We start from the raw sequence: 24,822 nt of genomic DNA, 5'->3' as shown, positions 1-24,822 counted from the left end.
CACCCGATGGACCTGCGGTTGGTTGGCCTGCGCTTGCCCTTGCCTGCGCTTGCCCTTGGTAGAGTCGACTGTGAGTCGACTGCTCTTCTGGAAGCCCGCGCTGCGCGCGACAGTCGACTGACAGTCGACTCTACCCGGCCACAACCCGGCACTACCCGACCAAAGCCGCATCGAACCCGGACCGCCCGCGCGCCTACCATGGGCGTCTGTTCCCGATCCTGCCAGGTGCGTGCCGATGATCGCCGACCCCAGCATCCACACCATCGATACCGGCTTCCAGCGTCCCGACTTCGACGCGGCCTATCTGATCGTTGAAAACGACCGCGCCGCGTTCGTCGACTGTGGCACCGGCCTGTCGGTGCCGGCGATGCTGCAGGCGCTGGCCACCGCGGGTCTGGCCGTTGACGCGGTGGACTGGCTGCTGCTCACGCACGTGCACCTGGACCACGCCGGCGGCGCCGGCCTGCTGATGCAGCAGCTGCCCAACGCAAAGGCAGTGCTGCACCCGCGCGGTGCGCCGCACATGATCGACCCGACCCGGCTGATTGCCGGTGCCACGGCGGTGTACGGTGCCGAGGAAATCGCGCGCAGCTATGGTCGTATCGAGGCCATTCCCGAACATCGTGTGGTGGTGGCCGAGGACGGCCACCGTATCGACCTGGCCGGCCGCGAGCTGGTGCTGCTGCACACCCCGGGCCACGCACTGCACCATTACTGCGTGTGGGATGCGCGCAGCCGCAGCTGGTTCACCGGCGATACCTTCGGCATTTCCTACCGCGAGCTGGACAGCGCGCAGGGGGCCTTCATCTTCCCGACCTCGTCGCCGGTGCAGTTCGACCCGGAAGCGATGAAGGCCTCGATCCAGCGCATGCTGGGCTATGGCCCGCAGGCGATGTACCTGACCCACTACGGCCGCGTGGAGCAGGTGCAGAAACTGGCCAACGACCTGTTCGAACAGATCGATGCGATGGCCACCATCGGCCGCCAGTGCGATGGCCGCCCCGACCGCCACCGCTGCCTGCTGGCCGCGCTGCAGGCGCTGTACCTGGAACGTGCACAGCTGCATGGCTGTGCGCTGGACGATGCGGCGGTGATCGCTGTTCTGGCGATGGACATCGAACTCAACGCGCAGGGCCTGGCCTGCTGGCTGGACCGCATCAGCAGGTAGATCCACGCCATGCGTGGATGACGTGGGCCCAGGTTGCGCCGTGGTGTCACGACCACGTTACACTCTGGTGACTTCCAAGCTAGCCGTGGTACTGCCGTGAATCCGATGCGCGTGTTGCTGCTGTCGTCCTGCCTGTTCGTCGGCGGGCTGGCCCATGCGGCCAACGACCTGCCGGGTGGCGGCATCGATCCGCAGGCACTGTCGCGGCACGTGCGTGTGCTGGCATCGGATGAATTCGAGGGCCGCGCGCCGGCCACCGAGGGCGAAGAGCGCACGGTGCAGTACCTGATCGAGCAGTTCCGCAGCTACGGCCTGCAGCCGGGTGGCGTGGATGGCAGCTGGGTGCAGCCGGTGCCGCTGGTGCGCGCGCAGCTGGACGGCCCGGCCAAGGCCAGCCTGTCGCTGAAGCAGGGCAAGCGCGCGCTGGCCAACGGCGTGGACGTGACCCTGCAGAGCCTGCAGCCGCGCAAGCGCGTGCAGATCAAAGACGCGCCACTGGTGTTCGTCGGCTATGGCATCGACGCACCGGAACGCCACTGGAACGACTACAAGGACGTGGACCTGCACGGCAAGATCGCCGTGGTGCTGATCAACGACGCCGATTTCGAAGCCGATGCGCCGGGCGCGTTCGATGGCAAGGCGGTGACCTACTACGGCCGCTGGACCTACAAGTTCGAGGAAGCCGCGCGCCGTGGTGCCGAGGGTGTGCTGATCGTGCACGAGACCGCGCCGGCCGCCTATGGCTGGGCCACTGTGAAGAGCTCGGGCACCTCGCCGCTGTTCGACATCGAACGCGGCCAGGCCGAGGCGATGGCGCAGCACACGCCGCTGCGTGGCTGGATGCAGCGCGAACTTGCCGAGGCGATCTTCGCCGACGCCGGCCTCGACTTCGATGCCGAGAAGCGCAAGGCGATGCGTGCCGACTTCCGCCCGGTGGCACTGGACAACGCGAAGCTGAGCGTGGATTTCGCACTCAAGCGCGAGCAGGTGGTCACCCGCAACGTGGTGGCCAAGCTGCCCGGTGGTGAACACGCCGACGAGGCCGTGATCTTCTCCGCGCACTGGGATGCGTTCGGTATCGGCCAAGCCGACGCCAAGGGCGACCGCATCCGCCGTGGTGCGATCGACAACGCCACCGGCGTGGCCACGGTGCTGGAGCTGGGCCGCGTGTTCGCCGCCGGCCCGCAGCCGCAGCGCACGCTGTACTTCGTGGCACTGACCGCCGAAGAGAAGGGCCTGCTGGGCGCCAGCTACTACGCCGCGCATCCGCTGGCGCCGCTGGACAAGACCGCTGCAGTGCTGAACATCGAGATGTTCAGCCCGGATGGCCCGACCCGCGACATCGCTTCGTGGGGCAAGGGCCGGGTGTCGCTGGAAGGCGATCTGGAACGCGTGGCCAAGGCCCGCGGTCGCAGCTACAGCCCGGACCCGAACTTGGAGGCCGGCTTCTTCTACCGCGCCGACCACTTCGCCTTTGCCCGCCTGGGCGTGCCGGCGATCACCATCGGCCCGGGCCTGGACAAGCTGGACGGCGGTGTTGAAGCCGGCCGCGCGCTGCGCGAGAAGTATTTCGCCGACTGTTACCACCAGGCCTGCGATGCCTGGACCCCGAGCTGGGATCCGAGCGGCCACGCGGCTGACACTCTGCTGGTCTACGACCTGGGTGCCGAGCTGGCCAACAGCCGCCGCTGGCCGACGTGGGAGAAGGAATCGGAGTTCCGCGGCGCGCGCGACAAGAGCGAAGCGGCCCGCCGCTGAGGCTCGGGACCGGCGGGGTGTCATGTCATTTCGCCGGGGGTAGAGTCGACTGCCAGTCGACTATCGCGCGCAGCGCGGGTTTTTCGGTGCCGACAGAGAGAGCAGTCGACCAACAGTCGACTCTACCGATTGCCGATTGCCGATTGCCGATTGCCGATTGCCGATTGCCGATTGCCGATTGCCGATTGCCGATTGCGGATTGCCGGCCAGCGGCCGGCACTACCTGCGCCGGCGCAGCAGCGTCCATGCGCCCCAGCCGGCGGCAGCGAGCGCTGCCAGATAGCACGCCACCATCGTGCGCAGGCCAACCGGCGACCCTGCATTGATGCCGCGATGCAGGCGCAGTTGCAGCGAGCTGTGGCCGCTGCCCAGGTCCACCGCCAGCTGCAGCGCCAGCGCGGAGCAGAACACCAGCAGGGCGACCCCGAACCCGGTGCGTGGCCACGCGGCCTGTGCGTTGGGGCGGCGCAGCAGCCAGGCCAGTGCCGTGGCTGCGGCCAGCGCCGCCGCGATCCACATCAGTGGCGTGGCGGGAGATGCAGCGGCCACCGGCAGTGCACCGGTGGCCGCGATCACGGCAACGCGCTTACTTGCGGGTGCCGTCGAGCCAGTTCGGGCCCTTGTTGGTGAGGAAGAACACATAGACCACCAACGATACCGCGATCGTTGCGGTCACGTAGATGGCGAACCAGTCGACGTGGCCGGTCTTCAGCGCGCCCTGGTACAGCAGCGGGGCGGTGCCGCCGAACAGCGAGTTGGCCAGCGCGTAACCCAGGCCTACGCCCAGCGCACGCACGTGGGTGGGGAACAGCTCGGCCTTTACCACGGCATTGATCGAGGTGTAGCCGGTGAGGATGACGAAGGCCAGTGCCAGGGTCAGGAACGCCAGCGTGGCGTCGTGCTGGTGCGGCAGCTGGGTGATCAGGTACCAGCTGTACAGCACGCCGCCGACACCGAAGAACACCAGCAGGGTCTTGCGGCCGATGATGTCCGACAGCCAGCCGCCGACCGGCTGCAGCACCATCAGGAACGCCAGCACGCCCAGGTTGATCAGGGTGCCGGTCATCGGGTCGTTGCCCGCGAATGCGCTCTGGATCATTTTCGGGCCGTTCACCGAGTAGGTGTAGAAGGCCACGGTGCCACCGGCGGTGATCAGGAAGCACAGCAGCAGCGGCCGCCACTGGTGCACGAACAGCTCGTACATGGAGCCGGACTTCTGCGCCTTGCCCTCGCGCGCAGCTTCGATCGACGACTCCGACAGCGATTCGTCCATGCCGCGGCGCAGCCAGAACACCACCACCGCGGCGATGCCACCGATGCCGAAGGCGATGCGCCAGCCCCACTCGGAGATCTCCGGCTTGCCCCAGAAGGTCAGCATCAGCAGCAGGGTCAGCTGGGCCAGCACATGGCCGCCGACCAGGGTGACGTAGTGGAAGGAGGACAGGAAGCCGCGACGGCCGGGAATGGCGGCCTCTGACATGTAGGTGGCGCTGGCGCCGTACTCGCCGCCGGTGGCGAAGCCCTGCAGCAGGCGCGCGAACAGCAGGATGACTGCGGCCCAGATGCCGATGCTGGCGGCGGTGGGGGTGATGGCGATCAGGAACGAGCACAGCGCCATCAGCGTGACCGAGACAGTCAGTGCCAACCGACGGCCGTGGCGGTCGGCGAAGCGGCCGAAGAACCAGGCACCGATCGGGCGCATCAGGAACGTGGCGGCAAAGATCGCCCACACGTACATCGTGGAGTTCTTGTCGTCCGGCGAGAAGAACTGCGATTCGAAGTACACGGCGAACACCGAGTACACGTAGACGTCATACCACTCCACCAGGTTGCCGGCGGAGCCTTTGAGGGTATTGGAGATCGACCGGCGCAGGGCAGCGCGGTCGTTCGCGGGTACGGCAGGTTGGGACGTGGTGCTCATCTGGGTGGGAATCCTCGATGCGGCGCGTCCGTGCGCAGGGAAAACGGCGCCCGGCCTTGGGGCGGCGCGGCCGGGCAGCCCTCTTGGTACTGCATCGGCCGTCAACACGGGGTAGCAGACCAGAGCAGGGTGCATGGATGGATGACAGCGTGCCACCGTCCGGGGTGCCGGACCATACTCAAAACGTCCTAGAATCCGCCTTCCCCCGGCTCCCTGGTGTGTCATGTCGGTTCCCCCCTCTTCGTCTGCGGCTGCCCCCCGGGGTGGCCTTGTCGCGCTGGCATTGCTGCTGGTCTACGTGGTCTGGGGCTCGACCTACCTGGGCATCGCCAAGGCCCTGCACGGCGGCGCGCTGCCGCTGACGATGGTTTCCGGCAGCCGGTTCATCATTGCCGGTGGCCTGATGTTCCTGGCCTTGCGCCTGTTCTGGAAGATGCCGAACCCGACCCTGCGGCAGTGGCGCAACCTGGTGGTGATGGGCGTGACCATGCTGGTGCTGGGCAACGGCATGGTGGTGCTGGCCGAGCGTGAGGTGTCCTCGGGCCTGGCCGCGACAGCGGTGGCCTCGGTGCCGCTGTGGATGGCGCTGTTCTCGGCGCTGCGCGGGCAGCATGCCAGCCGCGGTGAGTGGCTGGGCATCGCCATCGGCTTCCTCGGCGTAGTCTGGCTCAACGCCGGCAGCAGCCTGACGGCCTCGCCGACCGGGCTGGTGCTGCTGCTGATCGCGCCGATCGGCTGGGCCTTCGGTTCGGTGTGGGCGCGCGGCCTGGACCTGCCGGGCCCGTTCATGACCGCCGCCGGGCAGATGATCTGCGGTGGCGTGCTGCTGGTGCTGATCGGCCTGGCGGTCGGCGAGCGCCCGACCACGCTGCCCGATACCGGTGGCCTGCTGGCGATGGCCTACCTGTGCGTGTTCGGTTCCATCGTTGCCTTCACCGCCTACGTCTGGCTGCTGCAGAACGTGCGGCCGGCGCTGGCCGGCAGCTATGCGTACGTCAATCCGGTGATCGCGGTGCTGCTGGGCGCGCTGCTCAACGGCGAGCGCTTCGGCTGGCGCGACCTGCTGGCGATGGCGGTGATTCTCCTGGGTGTGGTGGTGCTGACAATGGCAAGGACGAGAAAGAAGTGAGCATGGACGAGAAAGAACAACGCCGGGGCCTGCTGGTTACCGCATCCACCTTCGTGATCTGGGGCCTGGTGCCGGTCTATTGGCACCTGCTCAACGAGGTACCCTCGTTCCAGATCATCGCCCACCGCATCATCTGGAGCACCGTGATGGTGCTGGGCTGGCTCTTGATCAGCTCGCGCCTGGGCTGGTGGCAGAAGATCGCCGCGCAGCCGCGCGCGCTGCCGATCCTGCTGGTGTCGAGCCTGACCATCGCCTTCAACTGGGGCCTGTACATCTGGGCGGTCAACGCCGGCCATGTGATCGAGACCAGCCTGGGCTACTTCATCAACCCGCTGGTGAACGTGCTGCTGGGCGTGCTGGTGCTGAAGGAGCGGCTGCGGCGCCTGCAGTGGGTGGCGGTGGCGATGGCGGCGGTGGGCGTGGCCTGGCTGACCATCGACGCGGGTACGCCGCCGTGGATCGCGCTGGGCCTGGCCTGTTCGTTCGGCCTGTATGGCCTGCTGCGCAAGCTGGTCTCGGTCGATCCGGTGGCCGGCCTGGGCGTGGAGAGCATGTACCTGTTCCTGCCGGCGCTGGCCTTCGCGATCTGGGCGGAAAACGGCCATGGCGGCGCGTTCTTCCATGGCTGGGGCTGGCGCAATGACCTGCTGCTGGTCTTCGGTGGCGCAGTGACCGCAGTGCCGCTGATCGGTTTCGCCTACGGCGTGAAGCGCATCCCGCTGTCGCTGGTCGGCATCCTGCAGTACATCGCGCCGAGCCTGCAGCTGCTGCTGGGCGTGTTCTTCTTCCACGAAGGGTTCGATACTGCCAAGGCGATCGGCTTCGCCGCGATCTGGGCCGGCCTGATCCTGTTCGTCGGTGACAACATCCGCACGATGCGCGCCAAGCGCTAGCGCCGGCGGGGCTGCGGGGTCGGATCCCTCCGCAACGCGGAGGGCTCTGACCCTGTTCTATCCGTCGCGTGGGGTCAGAGCCCTTCGCAGGGCGAAGGGATCCGACCCGCTTCCACCCAAAAAAGAACGGCGCCCCGAAGGGCGCCGTTCTGCTTCCATCCACCGCCAGGAGAGAGAGATGGCGGTGGCGGGAACGCGGTTGCAGGCTTAGAAGCGCTGCTGGTACTTCATGTACATGAAACGACCGATGTCGAAGCCACCGTAGTAGGTGAAGCTGCTGTTCGGCTGGCTGTACATGATCGGACCCTGGTGGTCGAAGACGTTGTTCACGCCCAGCGACACGGTGCCGTCCCACGGCAGGCTGTAACGCACCTGCAGGTCGTGGAAGGTGTTGGAGCCCACCTTGCGGCTCGGCTGCGCATCGGTGTACGGCGAGACGAAGCCGGCCATGTTGCAGTCCGGGCCACCGGCCAGGTCATACGAGCAGGCTTCCTTCATGCCCGAGTAGTAGCGGGCGGTCCAACCGATGCCCAGGTCGCCGTACTGCCAATCCAGGTTGAAGGTCGAACGCACGCGGAAGTTGCCCTGCCAGCCGGTCTTCTGCTCCACCGGCGTGGTGGCGGCGCTGTCGTTGCGCTGCTCCAGGTAGTCGGTGTAGGTGGTGTTCCAGGTGGCGGCAAAGCGGCCGAACGCGGTTTCCGGCAGGCGGTAACGCAGGCTGAAGTCGTAGCCGGCGGTTTCGCGGTAGCCCGCATTGACCAGCGAGCGGTCCAGCGACGTCACCTGACCCAGCGTCTTGGCGCTGGTGGAACGGGTGAAGCGGCCGCACGCCGAATCCACGCCCTGCACGTAGCACTGGTTGAGGATGTCGGTGGCCGACTCACCCACGATCGCGTTGTCGATGCGGATCTTCCACCAGTCCAGGCTGACGTCCAGGCCCGGCACGAACTCGGGGCTGTACACCAGGCCCACGGTCCAGGTCTTGGCGGTTTCCGGCTTCAGGTTCGCATTGGAACCGGAGTCGAAATCGGCGATGCCCTGCTGGCCCGGACGGTTGGCGACGTTGCCTTCCGACGCGGTCTGCTGGCGGAAGTCAGCCGGCACCTTCAGCGCCTGGCAGCGTGCGGCCACGGTCGCGCTGCTGGCAGCAATGCCGAACGAGGTATCGCACGGATCGGTGAACGAATCACGGCTCTTCACCGCACCGCCGTACAGGTCGTCCACGGTCGGCGCACGGAAGCCGGTGCCATAGGTCGCGCGCACCAGCAGGCTGTCGATCGGCTTCCACTTCAGGCCGAACTTGCTGTTGGTGGTCGATCCGAAGGTGTTGTAGTCGGTGTAGCGGCCGGCCAGGTCCAGCGACAGTTCACGCGCGAACGGCATGTCGGCCAGCAGCGGTACCTGCAGTTCCAGGTAGACCTCGTTGAGCGAGTAGTCGCCACGGGTCGGCTGGCCGGTGGTGCCGGCAATCTGGCCCTTCTGCACCATCAGGTCCGGGGTGTAGCTGGCTTCTTCGTTGCGGTGCTCGAAGCCCATCGCGGCCATCACGTCGCCGGCCGGCAGGGTGAACACCGAACCGGAGATGTTGGCGCTGGCGACCTTGGTGGTGCTCTTCATCTTGTCGACGAAGCGGGTGAACAGGTAGTCCTGCACGTCCTGGTTGCTCAGCGAGCCCGGGCCCGCATAGCCCATCGGCGCGGCCGGGTTCCACGGCACGCAGCCGGCGATCACTGCACCCGGGCTGCCGCAGCGTGCCACGGTGCCATCCATGAAGGATGGGCCGACCGCCAGGTCGACGTGCGGCTGGTACATGCTGCCGGTACCGATGCGCTCGCCTTCATTGCGGTTGTACATGTAGCTGACGTTCCAGTCCCAGTAACGCGAACCGGTTTCGAAGCTGCCTTCCAGGCCGATGCTGGCGCGCTTGGTGTCCAGGTTGTTCTCGGTCGCACGCGGCATTTCTTCGGTGCGGTGCGAGAACAGCACGTCCTGGCCCCAGTGGTTGAACGCGCTGTCCTTGGACAGGGCAGCACGGGAACCGTTGCGCGCCTGTGCGGTGGACACCGAGTAGGGGTAGCCGGCCAGGTGCTTGGTCGACTCGCGCTTGCTGTACAGCGCGTCGGCCACGATGCGCAGGTCATCGGTGATCGAGAAGCCACCGTTGGCGAACACCGAAGTGCGCTCCAGGCCGCTCAGCAGGCTCATGTTGGTCTTGGTGTTGGCACCATCGGCCGGATTGGGCGTGTGGAAATTGCCCTTCTGGCTCGGGTCGCCGCCCGGGCCCACGGTCAGCGACTTGCCGTCGACGGTGACGCTGCCCCACTGCGTGGTCTGGTTCAGTGCCTTGACGTCGTCGGGATGGCGCGGGCCACCCGGGTAACGGCTGAACTCGCGCTCGCTGCCGAGAATCTCGTCTTCCTTGGTGCGCTCGGCGCCGACGCTGAACCAGCCGCGGTCGAAGGTCTTGCCGAAGGTGGCGCTGTAGGAGCGCTTCTGGCCGTCACCCTCACCGTACTGGCCGACGTAGACGCTGGCTTCGCCACCGTCGAAGTTCTTGCGGGTGATGATGTTGACCACACCGGCGATGGCGTCCGAGCCGTACAGCGCGGACGCGCCATCGGTGAGCACTTCCACGCGCTCGACAATCGCCGAGGGAATCGAAGCCAGGTCGGAGTAGCCACCGGCGCTGACGCCCATGCGGCGGCCGTCGATCAGCACCAGGCTGCGCTCCGGGCCGAGGTTGCGCAGGCTGACGTACGTGCCGCCGAAGTCGCGCGAAGAACTCAGCGACGACGAGCGGCTCAGGCTCGGTGCGCCGGCGGCGGTGACGTCCTGCAGGATGTCGGCGACGTTGATGTAACCCTTCTTCTCGATCTCGGCGCGGCTGAGCGCGACGACCGGCTGTGCGGTCTCGACACTGGCCTGGCGGATGCGCGAGCCGGTGATCTCGATGCGATCGAGGTTGGTCGGGGTATCGCCGGCGCTCTGTGCGAAGGCGGGGGTGGTGCAGCTGGCGGCCAGCGCGATGACGATCGCGTTGCGCAGCGGATTGGTTTTCAGGGACATCCGTGAAATCTCGTGTTTCAGGAAAAACAAGCGCCCGTTCTATGGACGCGTGGGGTGCTGCAAACCAACGTGGGGGGGCGATTCTAGAATGTTTCCATTCGTAACTGTTTGCCTCTGCGCTGCGGATGTGCGCGAAAATGAATCGCAACCAACAATCCACAGATGGGATGTGCGCAACGTCACGCGCGTTGCGCTTTCGATGGGCAGAGGCATCGATAGCGGCGTATTTCCCGCAATCTGTAGCCGTGCGCGTGCGCCGGCATCCATCCACGCATGGCGTGGATCTACTGGACGTCCTGGCTCACCACCAAGCGTGGATGACGCGCAAAATAAAAGGGACGGAGCCTTCGCTCCGTCCCCTGCGTGATGCGCAGTCCACCGCTGCGTGATGCTCAGGTTTCTCGCAACGCCGTGGTGATCGGCAAACGGGCCGCGCGCAGCGCCGGGAACAGGCCGCCGACCAGGCCGATGCCCAGCGCCCATTTCAGTCCGGTCCACAGCAGTTCCGGCGACACATGGAACTTGAACACTACCGCGCTGAAGTTGCTGCCTATGGTGGACACGCTGTAGCCATTGAACAGCAGCCACGCCACCGCACACCCCAGAAGGCCACCCAGCAACGCCAGCAGCATGGTCTCCAGCATCACCGCCGTCACCACCGGCAGGCCGCGGAAGCCGATCGCGCGCATGGTGGCGATCTCGCGCGCACGGGTGGCCACGGCCGCGTACATGGTGTTGAGTGCGCCGAACACTGCACCCACCGCCATGATCGTGCCGATCACCTTGCCGAGGATGTCGATCAGCTTGGTCAGCCCGCCGCCCTGCTTGCTGTAGTAGACACGGGTGGTTTCCACGTCCAGTTTCAGGCGCGGGTCGGCGGCGACCGCTGCCTTGAACTGCTCGAAGCCGGCCTTGCCATCGGTACGCACGCTGATCGACTGCCAGGCGCTGCGCTGGTAGGTGGTGGCCAGCGTATCGGCGTCGGTCCACAGCTCCGAATCGTGCGCATCGCCGGTGGCGAACACGCCGACCACGGTCCAGGTCTGGTTGCCCAGGGTCAGCGTCCTGCCCACGTCCATGTCGCGGAACTGGCCCTTGGCACCCTGGCCGACCACGATCTCGCGCAGGCCGGCTGCGAACTTGCGGCCTTCGATGATCTTGACCTTGTCATGCACGGCCCAGGCCTGCGGACCAACGCCGCGGAACTGCGCGTTGACGTCGGTGCCGTCGGACTTCGACACCAGGTTGACCACCTGCGACAGCTCCGGCGACAGCAGCGGCCGGCCTTCGCCATCGCGGCTGATGCCGGGCAGGGTGGACAACGTCGGCACCTGCTCGCGGGTGATCACCGAGTTGGTCTCGGCCTGCGAGCCGCCGCGCAGCACGATGGCGGTGGTGTCGTCGCCGGTGTTGTTGAGCGTGGCCTGGAAGCCTTCGCCCATCGCCAGCATCGCCACCAGCACGCCGACCACGCCGGCGATGCCGACCACGATCACCGAGGACGCGCCCCAGCGCTGCGGCAGGCTGGCCACGCCGATGCGGGTGGCGGCCAGCGCCAACCGTCCGCCACGGGTCAGCAGCAGCCACAGTGCCACCAGCACGGCCACGGCCAGCACGCCGACCCACGGCAGGCTGATCCACAGCACCAGGCCGATCACCAGCAGCAGCACCGTCAGGCCGTTGCCCAGCCATTTCTTGAGTTTGCTCTTGAACATGTCGGTGTCCTCCTCAGCGGCCGGCCAGTGCGTCGACGATCTTCAGGCGCTTGGCACGCAGCGCCGGCAACAACCCGACGATGATGCCGATCACCACGATCAGGCCCAGCCCCATCAGCCAGGTCGGCGTCGGTACGTGTGGCGGCAGCATGCCCATGCTCTTCGGGCCGATCGCCGGCAGGATCAGTGCGGCCAGGCCCATGCCGATCAGGCCGCCCAGGCCGATCAGCAGCACCGACTCCACCATCACCAGGGTCAGCACGGTGCTGTCCTTGAAGCCCAGCGTCTTCAGCGTGGCCAGCTCCGGCACGCGCTCGCGCACCGCCTGCGCCATGGTGTTGCCGGTCAGCAGCAGCAGGGTGAAGAACACCGCGCCCATGATTGAAGTGACGATCATGCCGATGTCGGCGAACTGCTTGACGAAGGCCTGCTGGAACGCCGACTCGGTCTGGGTCTTGGTCTCGTGGTCGGAGTTGGCCGAGATTGCATCAATGGCCTGCGCTACCCGCGAGGAATGATCCGGGTTGTCCAGCGTCACCGTGTACCAGCTCACCTGGTTCTTGATGTAGTCGTTGGATTCATCGAAGTACTTCCAGTTCATCATCAACTGGCGTTCTTCGTTGGCCGCCAGCGCTCGGTCCTTGGAACGGTAGATGCCCTTCAGTTCCAGCGGCCAGTCGTTGCTGCCGCCGCGCGGGAAGATCGTGGCCTGTAACGGGATGGTGTCGCCGATCTTCCAGCCGAACTGCTTGGCCAGCGATTCGCCGACGATGGCGCCGGTGCGGGTCTGCTTCCAGTCCTCCAGCTGGGCCGGATCGATCTGCAGTTCGCGGTAGACATCGAAGTAGTTGGGCGACACCGAGAAGTTCGGGAAGAAGTTCTTTGGATCCTGGTAGATGCCGCCGAACCACATGCCGTAGGCCACGTCGCGCACGCCGGCCACCTGGCGGATCTGGGTTTCCAGGCGGATCGGCAGCGACTGGGTGATCGACAGCCGCGAGGCCACCACCAGGCGGTTGGCGCCTTCCACGCTGCCGCCGGACGAGAACGCCACGCGCACCGAGTCGAGCATGCCGAACAGCAGGAACGCGGCCACCACCGACAGCAGGGTCAACAGGGTGCGCGTGCGGCTGCGGAACAGCTGCGCCCACACCAACGAGAAGTATTTCATCGCCGTGGCCTCCGTCAGTGGGCCAGCGGCGCGTCGGCCAGCTCGCCCTTGTCCAGGTGCACCGTGTGCGTGGCGTACTCGGCGGCCTTCGGGTCATGGGTGACCATGATGATGGTCTTGCCGTGTTCGCGGTTGAGCTGCTGCAGCAGGCCGAGGATCTCCTCGGCGGACTGGCGGTCGAGGTCGCCGGTGGGTTCGTCGCAGATCAGGAAGGTCGGGTCGGAGACGATCGCCCGCGCGATCGCCACGCGCTGCTGCTGGCCGCCGGACAGTTCATTGGGGCGATGGCTGCGGCGGTCGGCCAGGCCGACCAGGGTCAGCGCGATCTCGGCATTGCGGCGGCGCTGCGCGGCATTGAGATGGGTCAGCAGCAGCGGCAGCTCCACGTTCTTCTGCGCGGTCAGCATCGGCATCAGGTTGTAGAACTGGAACACGAAGCCGACGTGGTGGCTGCGCCAGGTCGACAGCTGGCCGCCGCTCATCTGGTCGATGCGCTCGCCTTCGATGCTGATCTCGCCGCCGCTGGGGTTGTCCAGGCCGCCGATCAGGTTGAGCAGGGTGGTCTTGCCCGAGCCGGACGGGCCCATCAGCGCGACGAAGTCGCCGCTGGCGATGTCCAGGTCGATGCCGTGCAGCACCTGCACTTTCTCGGGGCCACGCTGGTAGGTCTTGGTGATGTTGCGCAGTGAAACCAGGGTCGACATGGGTGGTTCTCCACGGAAGGCGGGAAACGGGGAAGCGCACCAGCGGTGGCCGCAGGCGTGCGTCGAGCGGTGTTGCCGGCGGCGCCCATGGGCGCCAGGCCGTTACTGCGCTTGTTTCTGTTGCACCTTGGCGCCATCGCGCAGGGTGTCCGGCGGGTTCACCACCACCGACTCACCCGCGCTGACGCCCTTGAGGATCTGGCGGTCCTTGCCCATCGCCTGGCCGGCCTCGACCGTGCGCTGCTGCACGCGGCTCTGGTCGCCCAGTACGAAGGTCACCGAGGCGCCCTCGCGCTGGACCACCGCGCCAGCCGGCACGCGCACGCCCTGCGGTTTGGCGGCCGCCTGCGGCTGCGCCTGCTCCAGGAAGCTGACCCGCACGCCCATCTCCGGCACGATGCGCGGGTCCTTCACCTTCAGCGCCACGCGCACCTTCACCGTGGCCTTGCCGCGGTCGGCAGTGGGGATGATGGCGATGACCTCGCCCGGAATCTTCCACTCCGGATAGGCGTTGAGCGTGGCTTCCACCGGCATCTTCGGTTGCACGCGGCCGATGAAGGCCTCGCCGACCTCGACTTCGATCTCCAGCGAGTCCATGTCGACGATGGTGCCGATGCCGGTGCGGGTGAAACCACCGCCCGCCGACAGCGGCGAAACGATTTCGCCCGGCTGCGCGGCCTTGGCGGTGACCACGCCGGAGAACGGCGCGCGCACGATGTTGTTGTCCACGCCCAGATCGGCAATGGCCAGCTGGTCGTTGGCGACCTTGACGTTGCGCTGGGCCGTTTCCAGCTGCGCACGCAGGCTGTCGCGCTGGGCCACGGCCTGGTCGTACTGCGAACGTGACACCAGTTGCTGGCCGACCAGCGCCTGCAGGCGGCTGGCTTCGGCGGCGGCCTGCTTCTGCTGTGCCTCCAGCCCGGCCACCTGGCTGCGCGCGGCCTGCAACTGCGAGGCATACAGGCTGCGCTGCGCATCGGCATCGATCGGATCCAGGGTGGCCATCACCTGGCCGGCTTCGACCCGCATGCCTTCCTCGATCATCACCTCGCGCACCTTGCCGGTGATCTTGGCCGAGACCGTGGCCATGCGCCGGGCGACCACGTAGCCACTGGCATCGAGCACCGAACTGCTGGCGCTGCCCTGCTGGATGGCCACTGCGGGCGCGGTTTCCACTTCCACGGCCGGCGCGCGGCCGAACAGGAAGGCCACGGCAGCGGCGATCAGCAGCACGACCACGATGATCGCGATCCACAGCCAACGACGGCCACCGCCATTGCTGCCACCACCGGAGGCGGGCGGCGGCGACTTGCGGTCGATACGGAGTTCCTTCAACAGCTCGGCAGAAGCGTTCATTCGTTCCATCACAGGCGTTCGGGCGGGTATGGCCGGAAGCGCGGACGGCGGCGGTTCCGGCGGTGGAGCGTGCGGCACAGCATGAAGGCAGGCACAGCGATGACGGCAGTGACAGCTGTCATCCGATGACACTGACGGCGGCAACTGCGAAATGTGACCACGGCGGCACAGGATGGCAACGTCCCCGCTACCGGTACCGCCCATGGATCCGATCGCCCCGTCGCTGGCCCGCCTGCAGCAGGTGCAGGTGCGCTACCGCGACCATACCGCCCTGCAGGGCATCGACCTGCAGGTCCGCGCTGGCCAGGTGCTGGCATTGCTGGGCCGCAACGGTGCCGGCAAGAGTACCGCGATCAGCGTGCTGTTGGGCCTGCGCCGCGCCGATGCCGGCCAGGTCGAGCTGCTCGGTGGCGACCCGCAGCAGCGCAGCAGCCGCCTCGGCCTGGGCGTGATGCTGCAGAGCACCAGCCTGCCGCCGATGCTGCAGGTGGACGAACTGGTGGCGCAGGCCAGCGCCTGCTATCCGGACCCGATGCCGCTGCAGGAGGTGCTGCAGCGCGCAGGCCTGCAGGCACTGGCAGGCCGTCGCTACGGTCAGCTGTCCGGTGGCCAGCAGCGCGCGGTGCAGTTCGCCATCGCGCTGTGTGGCCGCCCGCGCGTGCTGTTCCTGGACGAGCCCACCACCGGCCTGGACATCCAGGCGCGGCAGGTGATGTGGCAGGCGATCCGGCAGCTGGTGGCCGAAGGCTGCGGCGTGCTGCTGACCACCCACTATCTGGAAGAGGCCGAAGCGCTGGCGCGGCAGGTGCTGGTGCTGGAGCAGGGCCGGGTGCTGGCCGACGCACCGTTGAGCGAGCTGCGCCTGGTCGATCGGCCGCGCCGCATCCGCTGCCGCAGCGTGCTGACTGTTGAAGACGTACAGCAATGGCCGGGCGTGCAGCAGGTGCAGCGTGACGGCGAGCATCTGCAGTTGCTGGCGAGCCCGGCCGAGCCGGTGGTGGCGCGTCTGCTGGCCGCCGATGCACAGCTGCGTGAGCTGGAAGTACAGGGCGCGGCACTGGCCGACGCTTTCCTCGACATGACCCGGGAGGCCGCATGAACACGATGACCCGTACCGGCACTACACCCGCGCCGGTATCGGCGTGGCGTCAGGCCTTGCGCCCGTACGGCGCTGAACTGGTGGCCGAGCTGCGCCGCGCCTGGCGTACACCCGCCTTCGCGGTGCCTTCGCTGCTGTTCCCGGTGCTGTTCTACCTGTTGTTCGGCGTGCTGTTGGGCCGCGGCCATGCACCGCTCTACCTGCTGGCCACCTACTGCGTGTTCGGTGCGATGGCCCCGGCCCTGTTCGGCTTCGGCGTGCAGCTGGCGCTGGACCGTGAAGGCGGCCTGCTGACCCTCAAGCGAGCGCTGCCGATGCCGGCGGCGGCACCGTTGCTGGCGCGACTGGTGATGGCGGTGATGTTCGCGTTGCTGGTAGCCGCCCTGTTGATCGGGGTGGCGCGCGCGCTGGGTGGCGTGCAGCTGCAGGCAGTGCAGATGCTGCAGCTGCTGGCGGTGGCGGGCCTGGCAGCGCTGCCGCTGGGCGCGATCGGCCTGCTGATCGGCAGTCATGTCAGTGCCAGCGCGGCGCCGGCGATGGTCAACCTGGTCTACCTGCCGCTGGCCCTGCTGTCGGGCCTGTGGCTGCCGTTGTCGGCGCTGCCCAAGGTGTTCTCGATGATGGCACCGCTGTGGCCAACCTGGCATCTGGCGCAGCTGGCGCTGCCGGTGGTCGGGCTGCCGTCGGTGGGCAGCATGGCTGGCCACCTGCTGGTGCTGCTGGCGGTCACGGTGGTGGCGCTGCTGCTGGCGCGCCGCCGCCTGCGCCGGATCGGCTGAACTGGCATGATCGGCAGCGATCATTCCCGCCTGGATTCTTCCGTGTCGTCGAGCTGGCTTGCGTCCCTGCTGCGCCCCGCACCGGATTCGGCGGTGGCCGATCTGCTGAGGCGTGGCAAGTCGCCCTGGAGTGGTGCGATCCACCTGCTGTGGTCGGTCTGGATCTTCCTCACCCCGGTGCTTGGCAATGGCTTCACGGTGCGCTGGCTGCTGCTGACCGTGGCCAGCTATCCGCTGTTCCTGCTGCTCTATGCGAAGGTGATGCTGGCGCCACGGCACCACGCATGGCGCTATGCGCTGGGCATGATCCTGATGGCCCTGGTGCTGCTGCCGTGGTATCCGTCGGGACTGAGCTACTTCGTGTTCGGTTGCGTGATGATCCGCATGAGCAGCCGTGGCGGCTGGTGGGTGTACCTGTTGCAGCTCACCGGCCTGAACCTGTTGTTCTGCGGCGCTGCGCTCTACGTCGGTTATCCGTGGCAAGCCATGGTGTGGATGCCGGCCGTGTCGTTCATCGTCGGCCTGGTGGTGAACGTGGAGGCCTTGAGCCATCAACGGGACGTTGCCCTGCAGCTGTCCCAGGACGAGGTGCGGCGGCTGGCCACTACCGCCGAGCGCGAGCGCATCGGCCGCGATCTGCATGACCTGCTGGGCCACACGCTGTCGCTGATCACGCTGAAGCTGGAGCTGGCGCGCAAGCTGTACGACCGTGATGGCGCGCGCGCGCGGCAGGAGATCGGCGAAGCCGAAGCGATCGCCCGCGAGGCGCTGGCCCAGGTGCGCAGTGCGGTGACCGGCATCCGCGCCAGCGACCTGGCCGGCGAGCTGGCCTCGGCGCGGCTGCTGCTGGAATGCCAGCAGGTACACCTGCAGTACACACCGCCGCCGCCGATGCCGGTCGACGTGGAACGTGGGCTGGCGCTGGTGCTGCGCGAGGCTGCGACCAACATCGTGCGCCACGCACAGGCGACCCGGGTGCAGGTGGATTTCATGCTTGAGGAACGACAGTTGGTGATGCAGATACGCGATGACGGCCGCGGTGGCGTACAGGCCGAGGGCAACGGATTGTGTGGCATGCGCGAACGGGCGATGGCGCTGGGCGGCCAGTTGTCACTGCAGTCGTCGCGCGGAGAAGGCACGGTAGTGACCGTGCGCGTGCCACTGGTGGCCGCGACCACGCCGCTGTCGCCAGCGTCATTGGCACGGGATGGTGCCGCATGATCCGCATCCTGCTGGCCGAAGACCAGGCGATGGTGCGCGGTGCATTGTCGGCGCTGCTGGGCCTGGAGCCGGACATCGAGGTGCTGGGCAGCGCTGCCGACGGCGAGGCGGCGTGGCGCATGCTGCAGCAGCTGCAGCCGGACATTCTGGTCACTGACATCGAAATGCCTGGCCTGTCCGGGCTGGAACTGGCCCAGCGCATCGCCCGCCACGAGTTGCCGATCAAGGTCGTGATCGTGACCACCTTCGCCCGTGCCGGCTTCCTGCGCCGCGCGCTGGAAGCGGGCGTGCTGGGCTACCTGCTGAAGGACGCACCGGCCGAGAACCTGGCCGATGCCCTGCGCAAGGTGAAACAGGGCATCCGCGCGATCGACCCACAGCTGGCACTGGATGCCTGGTCGCAGGCCGACCCGCTGACCGACCGCGAACGCCGCGTGCTGCGGCTGGCGGGCGAGGGCCGTACCGCCAGCGAGATTGCCGAGCAGCTGGGGTTGTCGCATGGCACGGTGCGCAATTACCTGTCCGAGTGCATCGGCAAGCTGGGCGTGGCCAACCGGATCGAGGCGTACCGGCTGGCGCGGCAGAAGGGATGGTTGTAGGGGCGTGCGCCGACGCACTGGTAGCGCCGGGCGCTGCCCGGCGGATTGTTACCGCGCCTGCGGAGAGGTGTCACTTTCTTTGCTCGTGCAAAGAAAGTAACCAAAGAAACACGCCGCCAGAGCGCGAGCCGTCGCTACGCGACGGTTCCCTGCGCTTCTCGGGGAATCAGGGGACGGCGCCGAACTCGCTTCGCTCAAACACCGGCGCCTCTACGCCCCTGATTCCCCTGCGATGCTCGGCTCGCTAGAAGGCGGACCCAACGTCAAAAGCCACAGCTGCACCCAGTAGATCCACGCCATGCGTGGATGCTGTTGCTCTTGATCTTGACCTTCCAGTCCGCCTTCAAGCGAGCCGAGCACCGGAGGTCCGGCGAGGGCGAAGAGGTGCGGGTGTCTGAGCGCAGCGAGTTCCCGCGCCGTCCCTCGACGGACCGAGGAGCGCAGGGCACCGGCGTGCGAAGCACGCCGGCTCGCGGCCGGCGGAGCGTTTCTTTGGTTACTTTCTTTGCGCGCAAAGAAAGTGACACCCCTCCGCAGTCGCGGAAACAATCCGCCGGGAACACCCGGCGAACCCGATCAATCCTTCCCGCGCGCCATCGCCTGGAACACGCCATCCCGCCGCACCCACAAATGGAACAGCGCCGCCCCCACATGCATCAGCACCGTGGCGAACAACACATACGCCAACAAGCTGTGCGCATTGCGCAGCGCGGCATACAACGCCGGGGTGTGCGGCACGATCGGCGGCAGGTGCAGGCCACCCCACAGCACGATCGGGTAACCGCCGGCCGACAGCATCGCCCAGCCGATCAACGGCATCGCCAGCATCAGCGCGTACAGCATCCAGTGCGAGGCCTTGGCCGCCACCCCCTGCCAGACCGGCAGGTCGGCAGGCAGCGCCGGTGGGCGATGGCGCAGCCGGTTGTACAGGCGCAGCAGCACCAGCAGCAGAATCGCGATGCCCAGTGGTCGGTGCAGGTCGATCAGCATCGGCCGCAGGTGCAGCGAGGCGACCATGGTCACGCCGATGAACAGCATGGCGATGATCATCAGCGCCATGGTCCAGTGCAGCACCCGCGCCAGCAGGTTGAAGTGGCCGTTATGGGTGTTCATCGCGCGGCCTCCTTCGGTTGCTCGACGTTGCCGCTGGCGCGCTCGCGCTCGCGGCGGTTGAAGGATTGCGAGTACACCGCAGAGCGTGCGGCCAGGATCGGATCGTCACTGCCGCGCACGCCGCTGGGCAGAATCAGCGGATCGAAGTTGATCTGGCCGCACGCGCCTTTTTCCTGCGACTGCATGCGGGCCAGGCTGAGTACGCCGGCCACCACCTGATCACGCGATTCGGGCCACGGTACCGACGGATCATCGATGGCATCGCGAGGCTCGGCGGTAGTGACGACCAGGCTCCAGCGCACCGGGCCGCTGGCCAGGCGCTGCTGCAGTTCCTGGCTGAGGAAATCGACGCTGGCCTGCTTGCGCGTTTCCGCATCCATCTCCACCACCGGCGCCTGCGGCTGCCAGCGCCAGCGCACCGCGCGCTTCTGGCCCTGCGCGTTGGTGAACCAGAAGCTGTTGACGCTGTTGAAGGTGGTGTCAGCCCAGCTGCTGGTCCAAGGTGCCGTCCTGGCCCACTGCTGGAACGCCTGTGCACTGGGGTATTTCGCCAGCACCGCGGCCATCTTCTGCGGGTCGGGCTTGCCGGTGGTCGGGTCGGGAATGGAGGCGCGCGTCTGCTCGTAGAACGCCTCGGCATCGGGCACGGCGAAGAACGGGAAGCTGTTCATCGCCATGCGCCATTCCTGGCCATCATCGCTGACCATCTGCACCGCCAGGCTGCGTACGCGCGCGGTGTTGTCGGCACCGTAGGGATCACCACCGCCGATCGACAGGCGGCCCATCACCGGCACGCGGCGCTGCGAGAACACCCGTGCACTGGACAGGGTAGGGGCCTGTGCACTGGGTTCGAACCAGCCGCTCACGCAGATGCCCTTGCTGTGCGCCCGGCGGAACCCGGGATGTGCCGGGCCGGTGGCTTCGATGGTGTCGGTAAAGCGCTGCGCGGTCAGGCGGCCGCCAATCCAGCCGGCCAGCCAGGCGAAGGCCAGCGCGACCGCACCCAGAATGAGTGCGATCAGTGCGATCCAGAGCAGGGGTGAATGCTTGCGTGGCGCGCCCGGCGTCTGGCCAGCGCGGGTGTAGCGGAAGAGCGACATGGCCGGAGTCCTGCCTTCACGGAGCGTGTGGGTGGTCGACCCACACATCCTCGCAGAACCCGGCCGGGGCCGAAATTCAATTTTTCGTCAGATTTTCCGGGGACGGCGTGCCGACCAACGGTCGGCACCCACCCGATCAGCTGTAGCGCTGCTTCAGCATCGCCCACGCCGAGCGCAGCGCCAGCGCTTCGCCACCGGCCGGACGGCCCGGGCGCTCGCCGTCGTTCCAGGCATACACGTCCAGATGCGCCCAGCGCTGGCCGTCTTCCAGGAAGCGTTCCAGGTACAGCGCGGCGGTAACCGAGCCGGCCATGCGCGAACCGGCGTTGGCCAGGTCGGCGATGCCGCTGCTCAGGTAGCGCAGGTAGGGGCGCCACAGCGGCATGCGCCAGACCGGGTCGCGGGTCGCGTCACCGGCCTGCAGCCACTGCTGGGCCACCGTGTCGTCGTTGCTGAACAGTGCCGGCAGGTCCGGGCCCAGGGCGATGCGCGCGGCACCGGTGAGGGTGGCGAAGTCCAGCACCAGGTCCGGTTTCTGCTCACCGGCGAAGGTCAATGCGTCGCACAGGATCACGCGGCCCTCGGCGTCGGTGTTGTCGATCTCCACGCTCAGGCCCTTGCGGGTGGCGATGACCTCGCCCGGACGGAACGCATCGGGGCCGATCGCGTTTTCCACTGCCGGCACCAGCAGGGTCAGGCGCACCGGCAGCCCGCGCGCCATCACCAGGCCGGCCAGGGCCAGTGCGTGCGCGGCGCCGCCCATGTCCTTCTTCATGTTGCGCATGCCGTCGGCCGGCTTGATGTCCAGCCCGCCGGTATCGAAGCACACGCCCTTGCCCACCAGCACCAGCGCCGGGTCGGTTTCCCTGCCCCAGCGCAGCACGACCAGGCGCGGCGCACGGTGCGAAGCGCGGCCCACGGCGTGGATGGCCGGGAAATTCTGCTTCAGCAGTTCGTCGCCGGTAATCGCCTCGACCTGCGCACCATGTGCATCGGCCAGCGCGCGCGCGGCGTCTTCCAGCTGCTGCGGGCCCATGTCTTCGGTCGGGGTGTTGACCCAGTCGCGCACGCGCAGGCTGGCGGCGATCAGGTCGGCCACTTCGCCGGTCGGCGAGGCCACCAGCTGCGCCGGTGCGCGGTTGCGCTTGCGATAGCGGTCAAAGCGGTAGCTGCCCAGGCCCCAGCCCAGCTGCAGCAGCGCCAGTTCGGCGGCCGGCAGTTCATTGGCCAGCTGCCAGACGCTGCCTTCCGGCAGCGCGTGCGGCGCATGCGCATAGCTGTAGGCATCGGCACGATCACCCACGCCCATCAAGGCACCGGCCAGGCCATCGGCGCCCGGCAGCAGTGCCACGCTGTGGGCGCCGGCGTTGAAGCCCTGCGATGCCAACCACGCCTGGGTGGCAGCCGGCTGGCTGTCCTTCCAGGCGGCGAACTGCTCGCGGTCCAGCACGTACAACGGCAGCGCCGCAGCGGTGTCGGCGGTGAAACCAGTGATCTCGCTCATGCGTCAGGTACTCCGGGGTGCGGCGGCGTCGAGGTTGGCATCCAACCAGTCGGCCAGGCCGGTAAGGGTGTCGAACTGCAGGTCCGGCTGCAGCTGCGGATGGGTCCAGGTGGCTGCGTCGCGGTTGATCCAGCAGCCGCGCAGGCCGGCGGCAATCGCCCCGGCCACGTCCATGTCGGCATGATCGCCGACGTGCAGCACCTGTGCCGGTGCCACACCCAGGCGGGTGCACGCGGCATGGAAGATGCTGGCTTCGGGCTTGGCCGCGCCGTGTTCGCGCGAACCCAGCTGGAAGGCGAAATGATGGGCCAGTCCGATCCGCTCCAGGTCGGCGTTGCCGTTGCTCAGCGCCGCCACCGGTACCCGTGCGGCAATGCGCGCCAGCGCGTCGATCGCATCGGGATAGCACTCCACCTGGTTGCGCGCGGCGTAGAACACTTCATACGCAGGCTCCAGCAGATCGAGGCTGGCACCGCTGGTGTGCAGTGCTTCGTGCAGGGTCAGCCGGCGCAGCGCACTCAGGTCGTGGTGGAGGTGCGGATGGGCGTGGTACAGCCGCTCGCGCAGTTCGCGCATCGCCTCCACCGGATACATCGCGGCGGTAGCGGGGCTGTGTTCGCACATCCAGGCGTGCAGGACCTGTTCGATGCGGGCGCCGATCGGAGCGAACGGCCAGAGCGTGTCGTCAAGGTCGAGGGTGATGGCTTGGACGGGGAAATTCACCCCGCCATTCTACCCCTGCCCGCGCGGGCTTTCATGCGACGCGGCGGGCGGGTGGGCACTGTGGCTGGGCCGGGTCAGCGCAGGTTGTACGAGCAGGCGATGGTGGTCTGGCCGTCGAACTGCTGCACGTCCAGGTTGTGCCGGCCAACTTCCTTCGTGTAGGTGCCTGCTACCGGGTCGGACATCTTCGCCAGTGCCGCGACCTGTTCCACACTGGCCGAGCTGAAGTACGCGGTGAAACTGTCGATGCCATCCTCGCCGCTGTCGCCGTCATAGGACTGCAGCCGGTTCACGGGCTGGCCCAGCACCATCAAGGGCGTGGTCAGCCGGAACTCGCCGCTGGATTCGCCGTCCTGCACCCTTGCCGGGGCCGGTGTCAGCATCCGGGCCATGGCGTCGAACTGTATGGGCGTGAGGTGCCGCTTGCAGGTAACCGCCTCAGCAAGCTGGGTGCGCGCCTGATCGGCAGTCGGCGGTGTCGCGGCGAACGCGGGAGCGGCAATGCAGGCCAAGGCAAGGCAACGCGTGGCGAGAGAGTTCATCCGAGCGGATCCATCCGGGTAGGGCGCCATAGTCTGCCACTTCGTCCCTGTTTCTGGTTCCGCCACCTGCGTCCATCCGTTGTTGATGCCGTCACTCCAGCAGGCGTGCCCAGCCCTGCATGCCGTCCAGGCGTGCCAGCACCAGCTTGATGCACACCAGCAGCGGCACCGCCAGCAGCAGCCCGATCATGCCCCAGGCCCAGCCGAACACCATCAGCGCCAGGATCAGCACCAGCGGCGACAGCTTCATCCGACGGCCCAGCACGATCGGGGTCACCATCTGCCCTTCCAGCGTGTGCAGGCCCAGGTAGGCGGCCGCTGGCAGCAGGGCCTGCAGCGGGTCGCGGAACTCGACGAAGCCCATCAACAGCATCAGCGCCACGCCGATCAACGGACCCACATACGGCGCAAAATTCAGCAGCGCGGCCACCGTGCCCCACAGCAGCGCTTCCTGCAGGCCGATACCGAGCAGCATCAGCACGCCGGCGAACACCAGCCCGACCAGAGTGTTGATGACGCTGATGGTCAGCACGTAACGCGAGACCTCGCGTTCGATCGAACGCAGGATGTCCGTGGTGAAGCGCTGCTGCTGGCGGTTGGGGAACAGGGCGATCGCCGCGCGCTGCAGGCTCTGCCCGTAGATCATGAAGAACAGCGTCAGCAGCACCACGGCCAACACCGAGGCAGCCAGCCGCGGTGCACGGGTCAGCATGCGGTACGGGTCGTCCAGCTGGGTACGGATCACCTGCACCTTGTGGTTGCTGTCACCACCGGCCACACGGGCGAAGTTTTCCGCCGCCTGGTTGGCCTGCTGCACCGGCTTGGTCAGGTCCTGCACCTGGCGGGCGACCTTGCGCAGCTGCTGTGGGGCTTCCTGCGCCCATTCCATCGCCGGGCCGATCAGCTGCACGGCGAGCGAACCGGTCACGCCCAGGCCGGCGCCGAGGATCAACAGTGCGCCCAGCGCGCGCGGAATCCACAGCTTCTGCAGCAGGCGCAGGATCGGGTTGCCGACCAGGGCGAAGAACATCGCCAGCAGCACCGGCAGGATGATGTCCTGCGCGGCCCACAGCGTGTAGCCCACCGCCAGGGTCGCCAGCACCACCAGCGACATCGGCCCGCGCGGGCGCGACGGTGGTGGCAGCGCGGCCTCTGGCTCGTCGGGGCCGGCCGGTGGTGGGGACAGGAGGGACTCGCTCATCGACGCATCAACCGGAAAGGGGAGCGCATTATCCGCCGGCCGCGATCGGCGCGGCGGATT

Annotated in this window: 21 protein-coding genes; 8 read left to right on the top strand and 13 right to left on the bottom strand. The window is 67.5% G+C overall.

The window, feature by feature from the left end; all coding sequences use genetic code 11:
• Positions 1 to 235 precede the first annotated feature (235 nt).
• Both AC5P7E_RS03265 and AC5P7E_RS03260 read left to right on the top strand, forming a co-directional pair.
• Positions 236 to 1,168: an MBL fold metallo-hydrolase gene (locus AC5P7E_RS03265; protein ID WP_099484559.1), complete on the top strand. Its 933-nt coding sequence runs from the start codon at positions 236 to 238 to the stop codon at positions 1,166 to 1,168.
• Positions 1,169 to 1,273: 105 nt separating this feature from the next.
• A complete protein-coding gene (locus AC5P7E_RS03260; protein WP_099484558.1) occupies positions 1,274 to 2,926 on the top strand; it encodes a M28 family metallopeptidase in 1,653 nt (550 codons plus the stop codon).
• A gap of 219 nt (positions 2,927 to 3,145) precedes the next feature.
• On the opposite strand, the gene AC5P7E_RS03255 is transcribed toward AC5P7E_RS03260, so the two are convergent.
• The gene (locus tag AC5P7E_RS03255; protein ID WP_005407716.1) at positions 3,146 to 3,445 is read right to left on the bottom strand and encodes a hypothetical protein; all 300 of its coding nucleotides are present in this window, start codon (positions 3,443 to 3,445) and stop codon (positions 3,146 to 3,148) included.
• A gap of 67 nt (positions 3,446 to 3,512) precedes the next feature.
• On the bottom strand, positions 3,513 to 4,847 hold the full coding sequence (locus tag AC5P7E_RS03250; protein ID WP_043035190.1) for an MFS transporter: 1,335 nt from the start codon (positions 4,845 to 4,847) through the stop codon (positions 3,513 to 3,515).
• A gap of 223 nt (positions 4,848 to 5,070) precedes the next feature.
• Between AC5P7E_RS03250 and yedA the strand changes: the two genes are divergently transcribed.
• Both yedA and rarD read left to right on the top strand, forming a co-directional pair.
• Positions 5,071 to 5,976: a drug/metabolite exporter YedA gene (gene yedA, locus AC5P7E_RS03245; protein ID WP_043035189.1), complete on the top strand. Its 906-nt coding sequence runs from the start codon at positions 5,071 to 5,073 to the stop codon at positions 5,974 to 5,976.
• Complete coding sequence (gene rarD, locus AC5P7E_RS03240; RefSeq protein WP_012478888.1) at positions 5,973 to 6,869, top strand: EamA family transporter RarD; 897 nt, start codon at positions 5,973 to 5,975, stop codon at positions 6,867 to 6,869. Before yedA ends, rarD begins: the two co-directional genes overlap by 4 nt.
• Before the next feature lie 207 nt (positions 6,870 to 7,076).
• On the opposite strand, the gene AC5P7E_RS03235 is transcribed toward rarD, so the two are convergent.
• From AC5P7E_RS03235 to AC5P7E_RS03215, 5 genes are all read right to left on the bottom strand, one after another.
• Positions 7,077 to 9,935 carry a TonB-dependent receptor plug domain-containing protein gene (locus AC5P7E_RS03235; RefSeq protein WP_005407725.1) on the bottom strand — a complete coding sequence of 953 codons (2,859 nt, stop codon included), beginning with the start codon at positions 9,933 to 9,935 and terminating at the stop codon, positions 7,077 to 7,079.
• Between the two features lie 392 nt (positions 9,936 to 10,327).
• Positions 10,328 to 11,650, bottom strand: coding sequence for an ABC transporter permease (locus AC5P7E_RS03230; RefSeq protein ID WP_088436368.1), 1,323 nt, complete (start codon positions 11,648 to 11,650; stop codon positions 10,328 to 10,330).
• Positions 11,651 to 11,663: 13 nt separating this feature from the next.
• Positions 11,664 to 12,821, bottom strand: coding sequence for an ABC transporter permease (locus tag AC5P7E_RS03225; RefSeq protein ID WP_005407727.1), 1,158 nt, complete (start codon positions 12,819 to 12,821; stop codon positions 11,664 to 11,666).
• Between the two features lie 14 nt (positions 12,822 to 12,835).
• Positions 12,836 to 13,525: an ABC transporter ATP-binding protein gene (locus tag AC5P7E_RS03220; protein WP_004137569.1), complete on the bottom strand. Its 690-nt coding sequence runs from the start codon at positions 13,523 to 13,525 to the stop codon at positions 12,836 to 12,838.
• 102 nt (positions 13,526 to 13,627) lie between these two features.
• Complete coding sequence (locus AC5P7E_RS03215) at positions 13,628 to 14,881, bottom strand: efflux RND transporter periplasmic adaptor subunit (protein ID WP_099497935.1); 1,254 nt, start codon at positions 14,879 to 14,881, stop codon at positions 13,628 to 13,630.
• 202 nt (positions 14,882 to 15,083) lie between these two features.
• Between AC5P7E_RS03215 and AC5P7E_RS03210 the strand changes: the two genes are divergently transcribed.
• The 4 genes from AC5P7E_RS03210 to AC5P7E_RS03195 are packed head-to-tail and all read left to right on the top strand — an operon-like array spanning position 15,084 to position 18,579.
• Positions 15,084 to 15,980 (top strand): ABC transporter ATP-binding protein, encoded by an 897-nt coding sequence (locus AC5P7E_RS03210; RefSeq protein ID WP_099497936.1) that lies wholly within the window; start codon positions 15,084 to 15,086, stop codon positions 15,978 to 15,980.
• Positions 15,977 to 16,759 (top strand): ABC transporter permease, encoded by a 783-nt coding sequence (locus tag AC5P7E_RS03205; protein ID WP_099497937.1) that lies wholly within the window; start codon positions 15,977 to 15,979, stop codon positions 16,757 to 16,759. Before AC5P7E_RS03210 ends, AC5P7E_RS03205 begins: the two co-directional genes overlap by 4 nt.
• Before the next feature lie 6 nt (positions 16,760 to 16,765).
• On the top strand, positions 16,766 to 17,980 hold the full coding sequence (locus tag AC5P7E_RS03200) for a sensor histidine kinase (RefSeq protein ID WP_062605992.1): 1,215 nt from the start codon (positions 16,766 to 16,768) through the stop codon (positions 17,978 to 17,980).
• Positions 17,977 to 18,579, top strand: a complete 603-nt coding sequence (locus tag AC5P7E_RS03195) for a response regulator transcription factor (RefSeq protein WP_005407733.1) — start codon at positions 17,977 to 17,979, stop codon at positions 18,577 to 18,579. The genes AC5P7E_RS03200 and AC5P7E_RS03195 overlap by 4 nt, the downstream gene beginning before the upstream one ends.
• A 576-nt stretch (positions 18,580 to 19,155) precedes the next feature.
• Here AC5P7E_RS03195 and AC5P7E_RS03190 read toward each other — a convergent pair.
• The 6 genes from AC5P7E_RS03190 to AC5P7E_RS03165 form a co-directional block, all read right to left on the bottom strand.
• Positions 19,156 to 19,692 (bottom strand): cytochrome b, encoded by a 537-nt coding sequence (locus tag AC5P7E_RS03190; protein WP_114618808.1) that lies wholly within the window; start codon positions 19,690 to 19,692, stop codon positions 19,156 to 19,158.
• A complete protein-coding gene (locus AC5P7E_RS03185; protein WP_114618809.1) occupies positions 19,689 to 20,792 on the bottom strand; it encodes a catalase family peroxidase in 1,104 nt (367 codons plus the stop codon). The genes AC5P7E_RS03190 and AC5P7E_RS03185 overlap by 4 nt, the downstream gene beginning before the upstream one ends.
• A 136-nt stretch (positions 20,793 to 20,928) precedes the next feature.
• A complete protein-coding gene (locus tag AC5P7E_RS03180) occupies positions 20,929 to 22,296 on the bottom strand; it encodes a leucyl aminopeptidase family protein (protein WP_111193398.1) in 1,368 nt (455 codons plus the stop codon).
• Positions 22,297 to 22,299: 3 nt separating this feature from the next.
• Positions 22,300 to 23,019, bottom strand: coding sequence for an HAD family hydrolase (locus AC5P7E_RS03175; RefSeq protein WP_049441851.1), 720 nt, complete (start codon positions 23,017 to 23,019; stop codon positions 22,300 to 22,302).
• Positions 23,020 to 23,093: 74 nt separating this feature from the next.
• Positions 23,094 to 23,561, bottom strand: a complete 468-nt coding sequence (locus tag AC5P7E_RS03170; protein ID WP_005407738.1) for a hypothetical protein — start codon at positions 23,559 to 23,561, stop codon at positions 23,094 to 23,096.
• Between the two features lie 91 nt (positions 23,562 to 23,652).
• Positions 23,653 to 24,762: an AI-2E family transporter gene (locus tag AC5P7E_RS03165; protein ID WP_005411982.1), complete on the bottom strand. Its 1,110-nt coding sequence runs from the start codon at positions 24,760 to 24,762 to the stop codon at positions 23,653 to 23,655.
• Positions 24,763 to 24,822 lie beyond the last annotated feature (60 nt).

It is taken from the genome of Stenotrophomonas sp. YJH_SMC_25, assembly GCF_059369595.1.
Note: the sequence above shows the minus strand (reverse complement) of the source record. Positions and strands in the feature narration are given on the sequence as shown.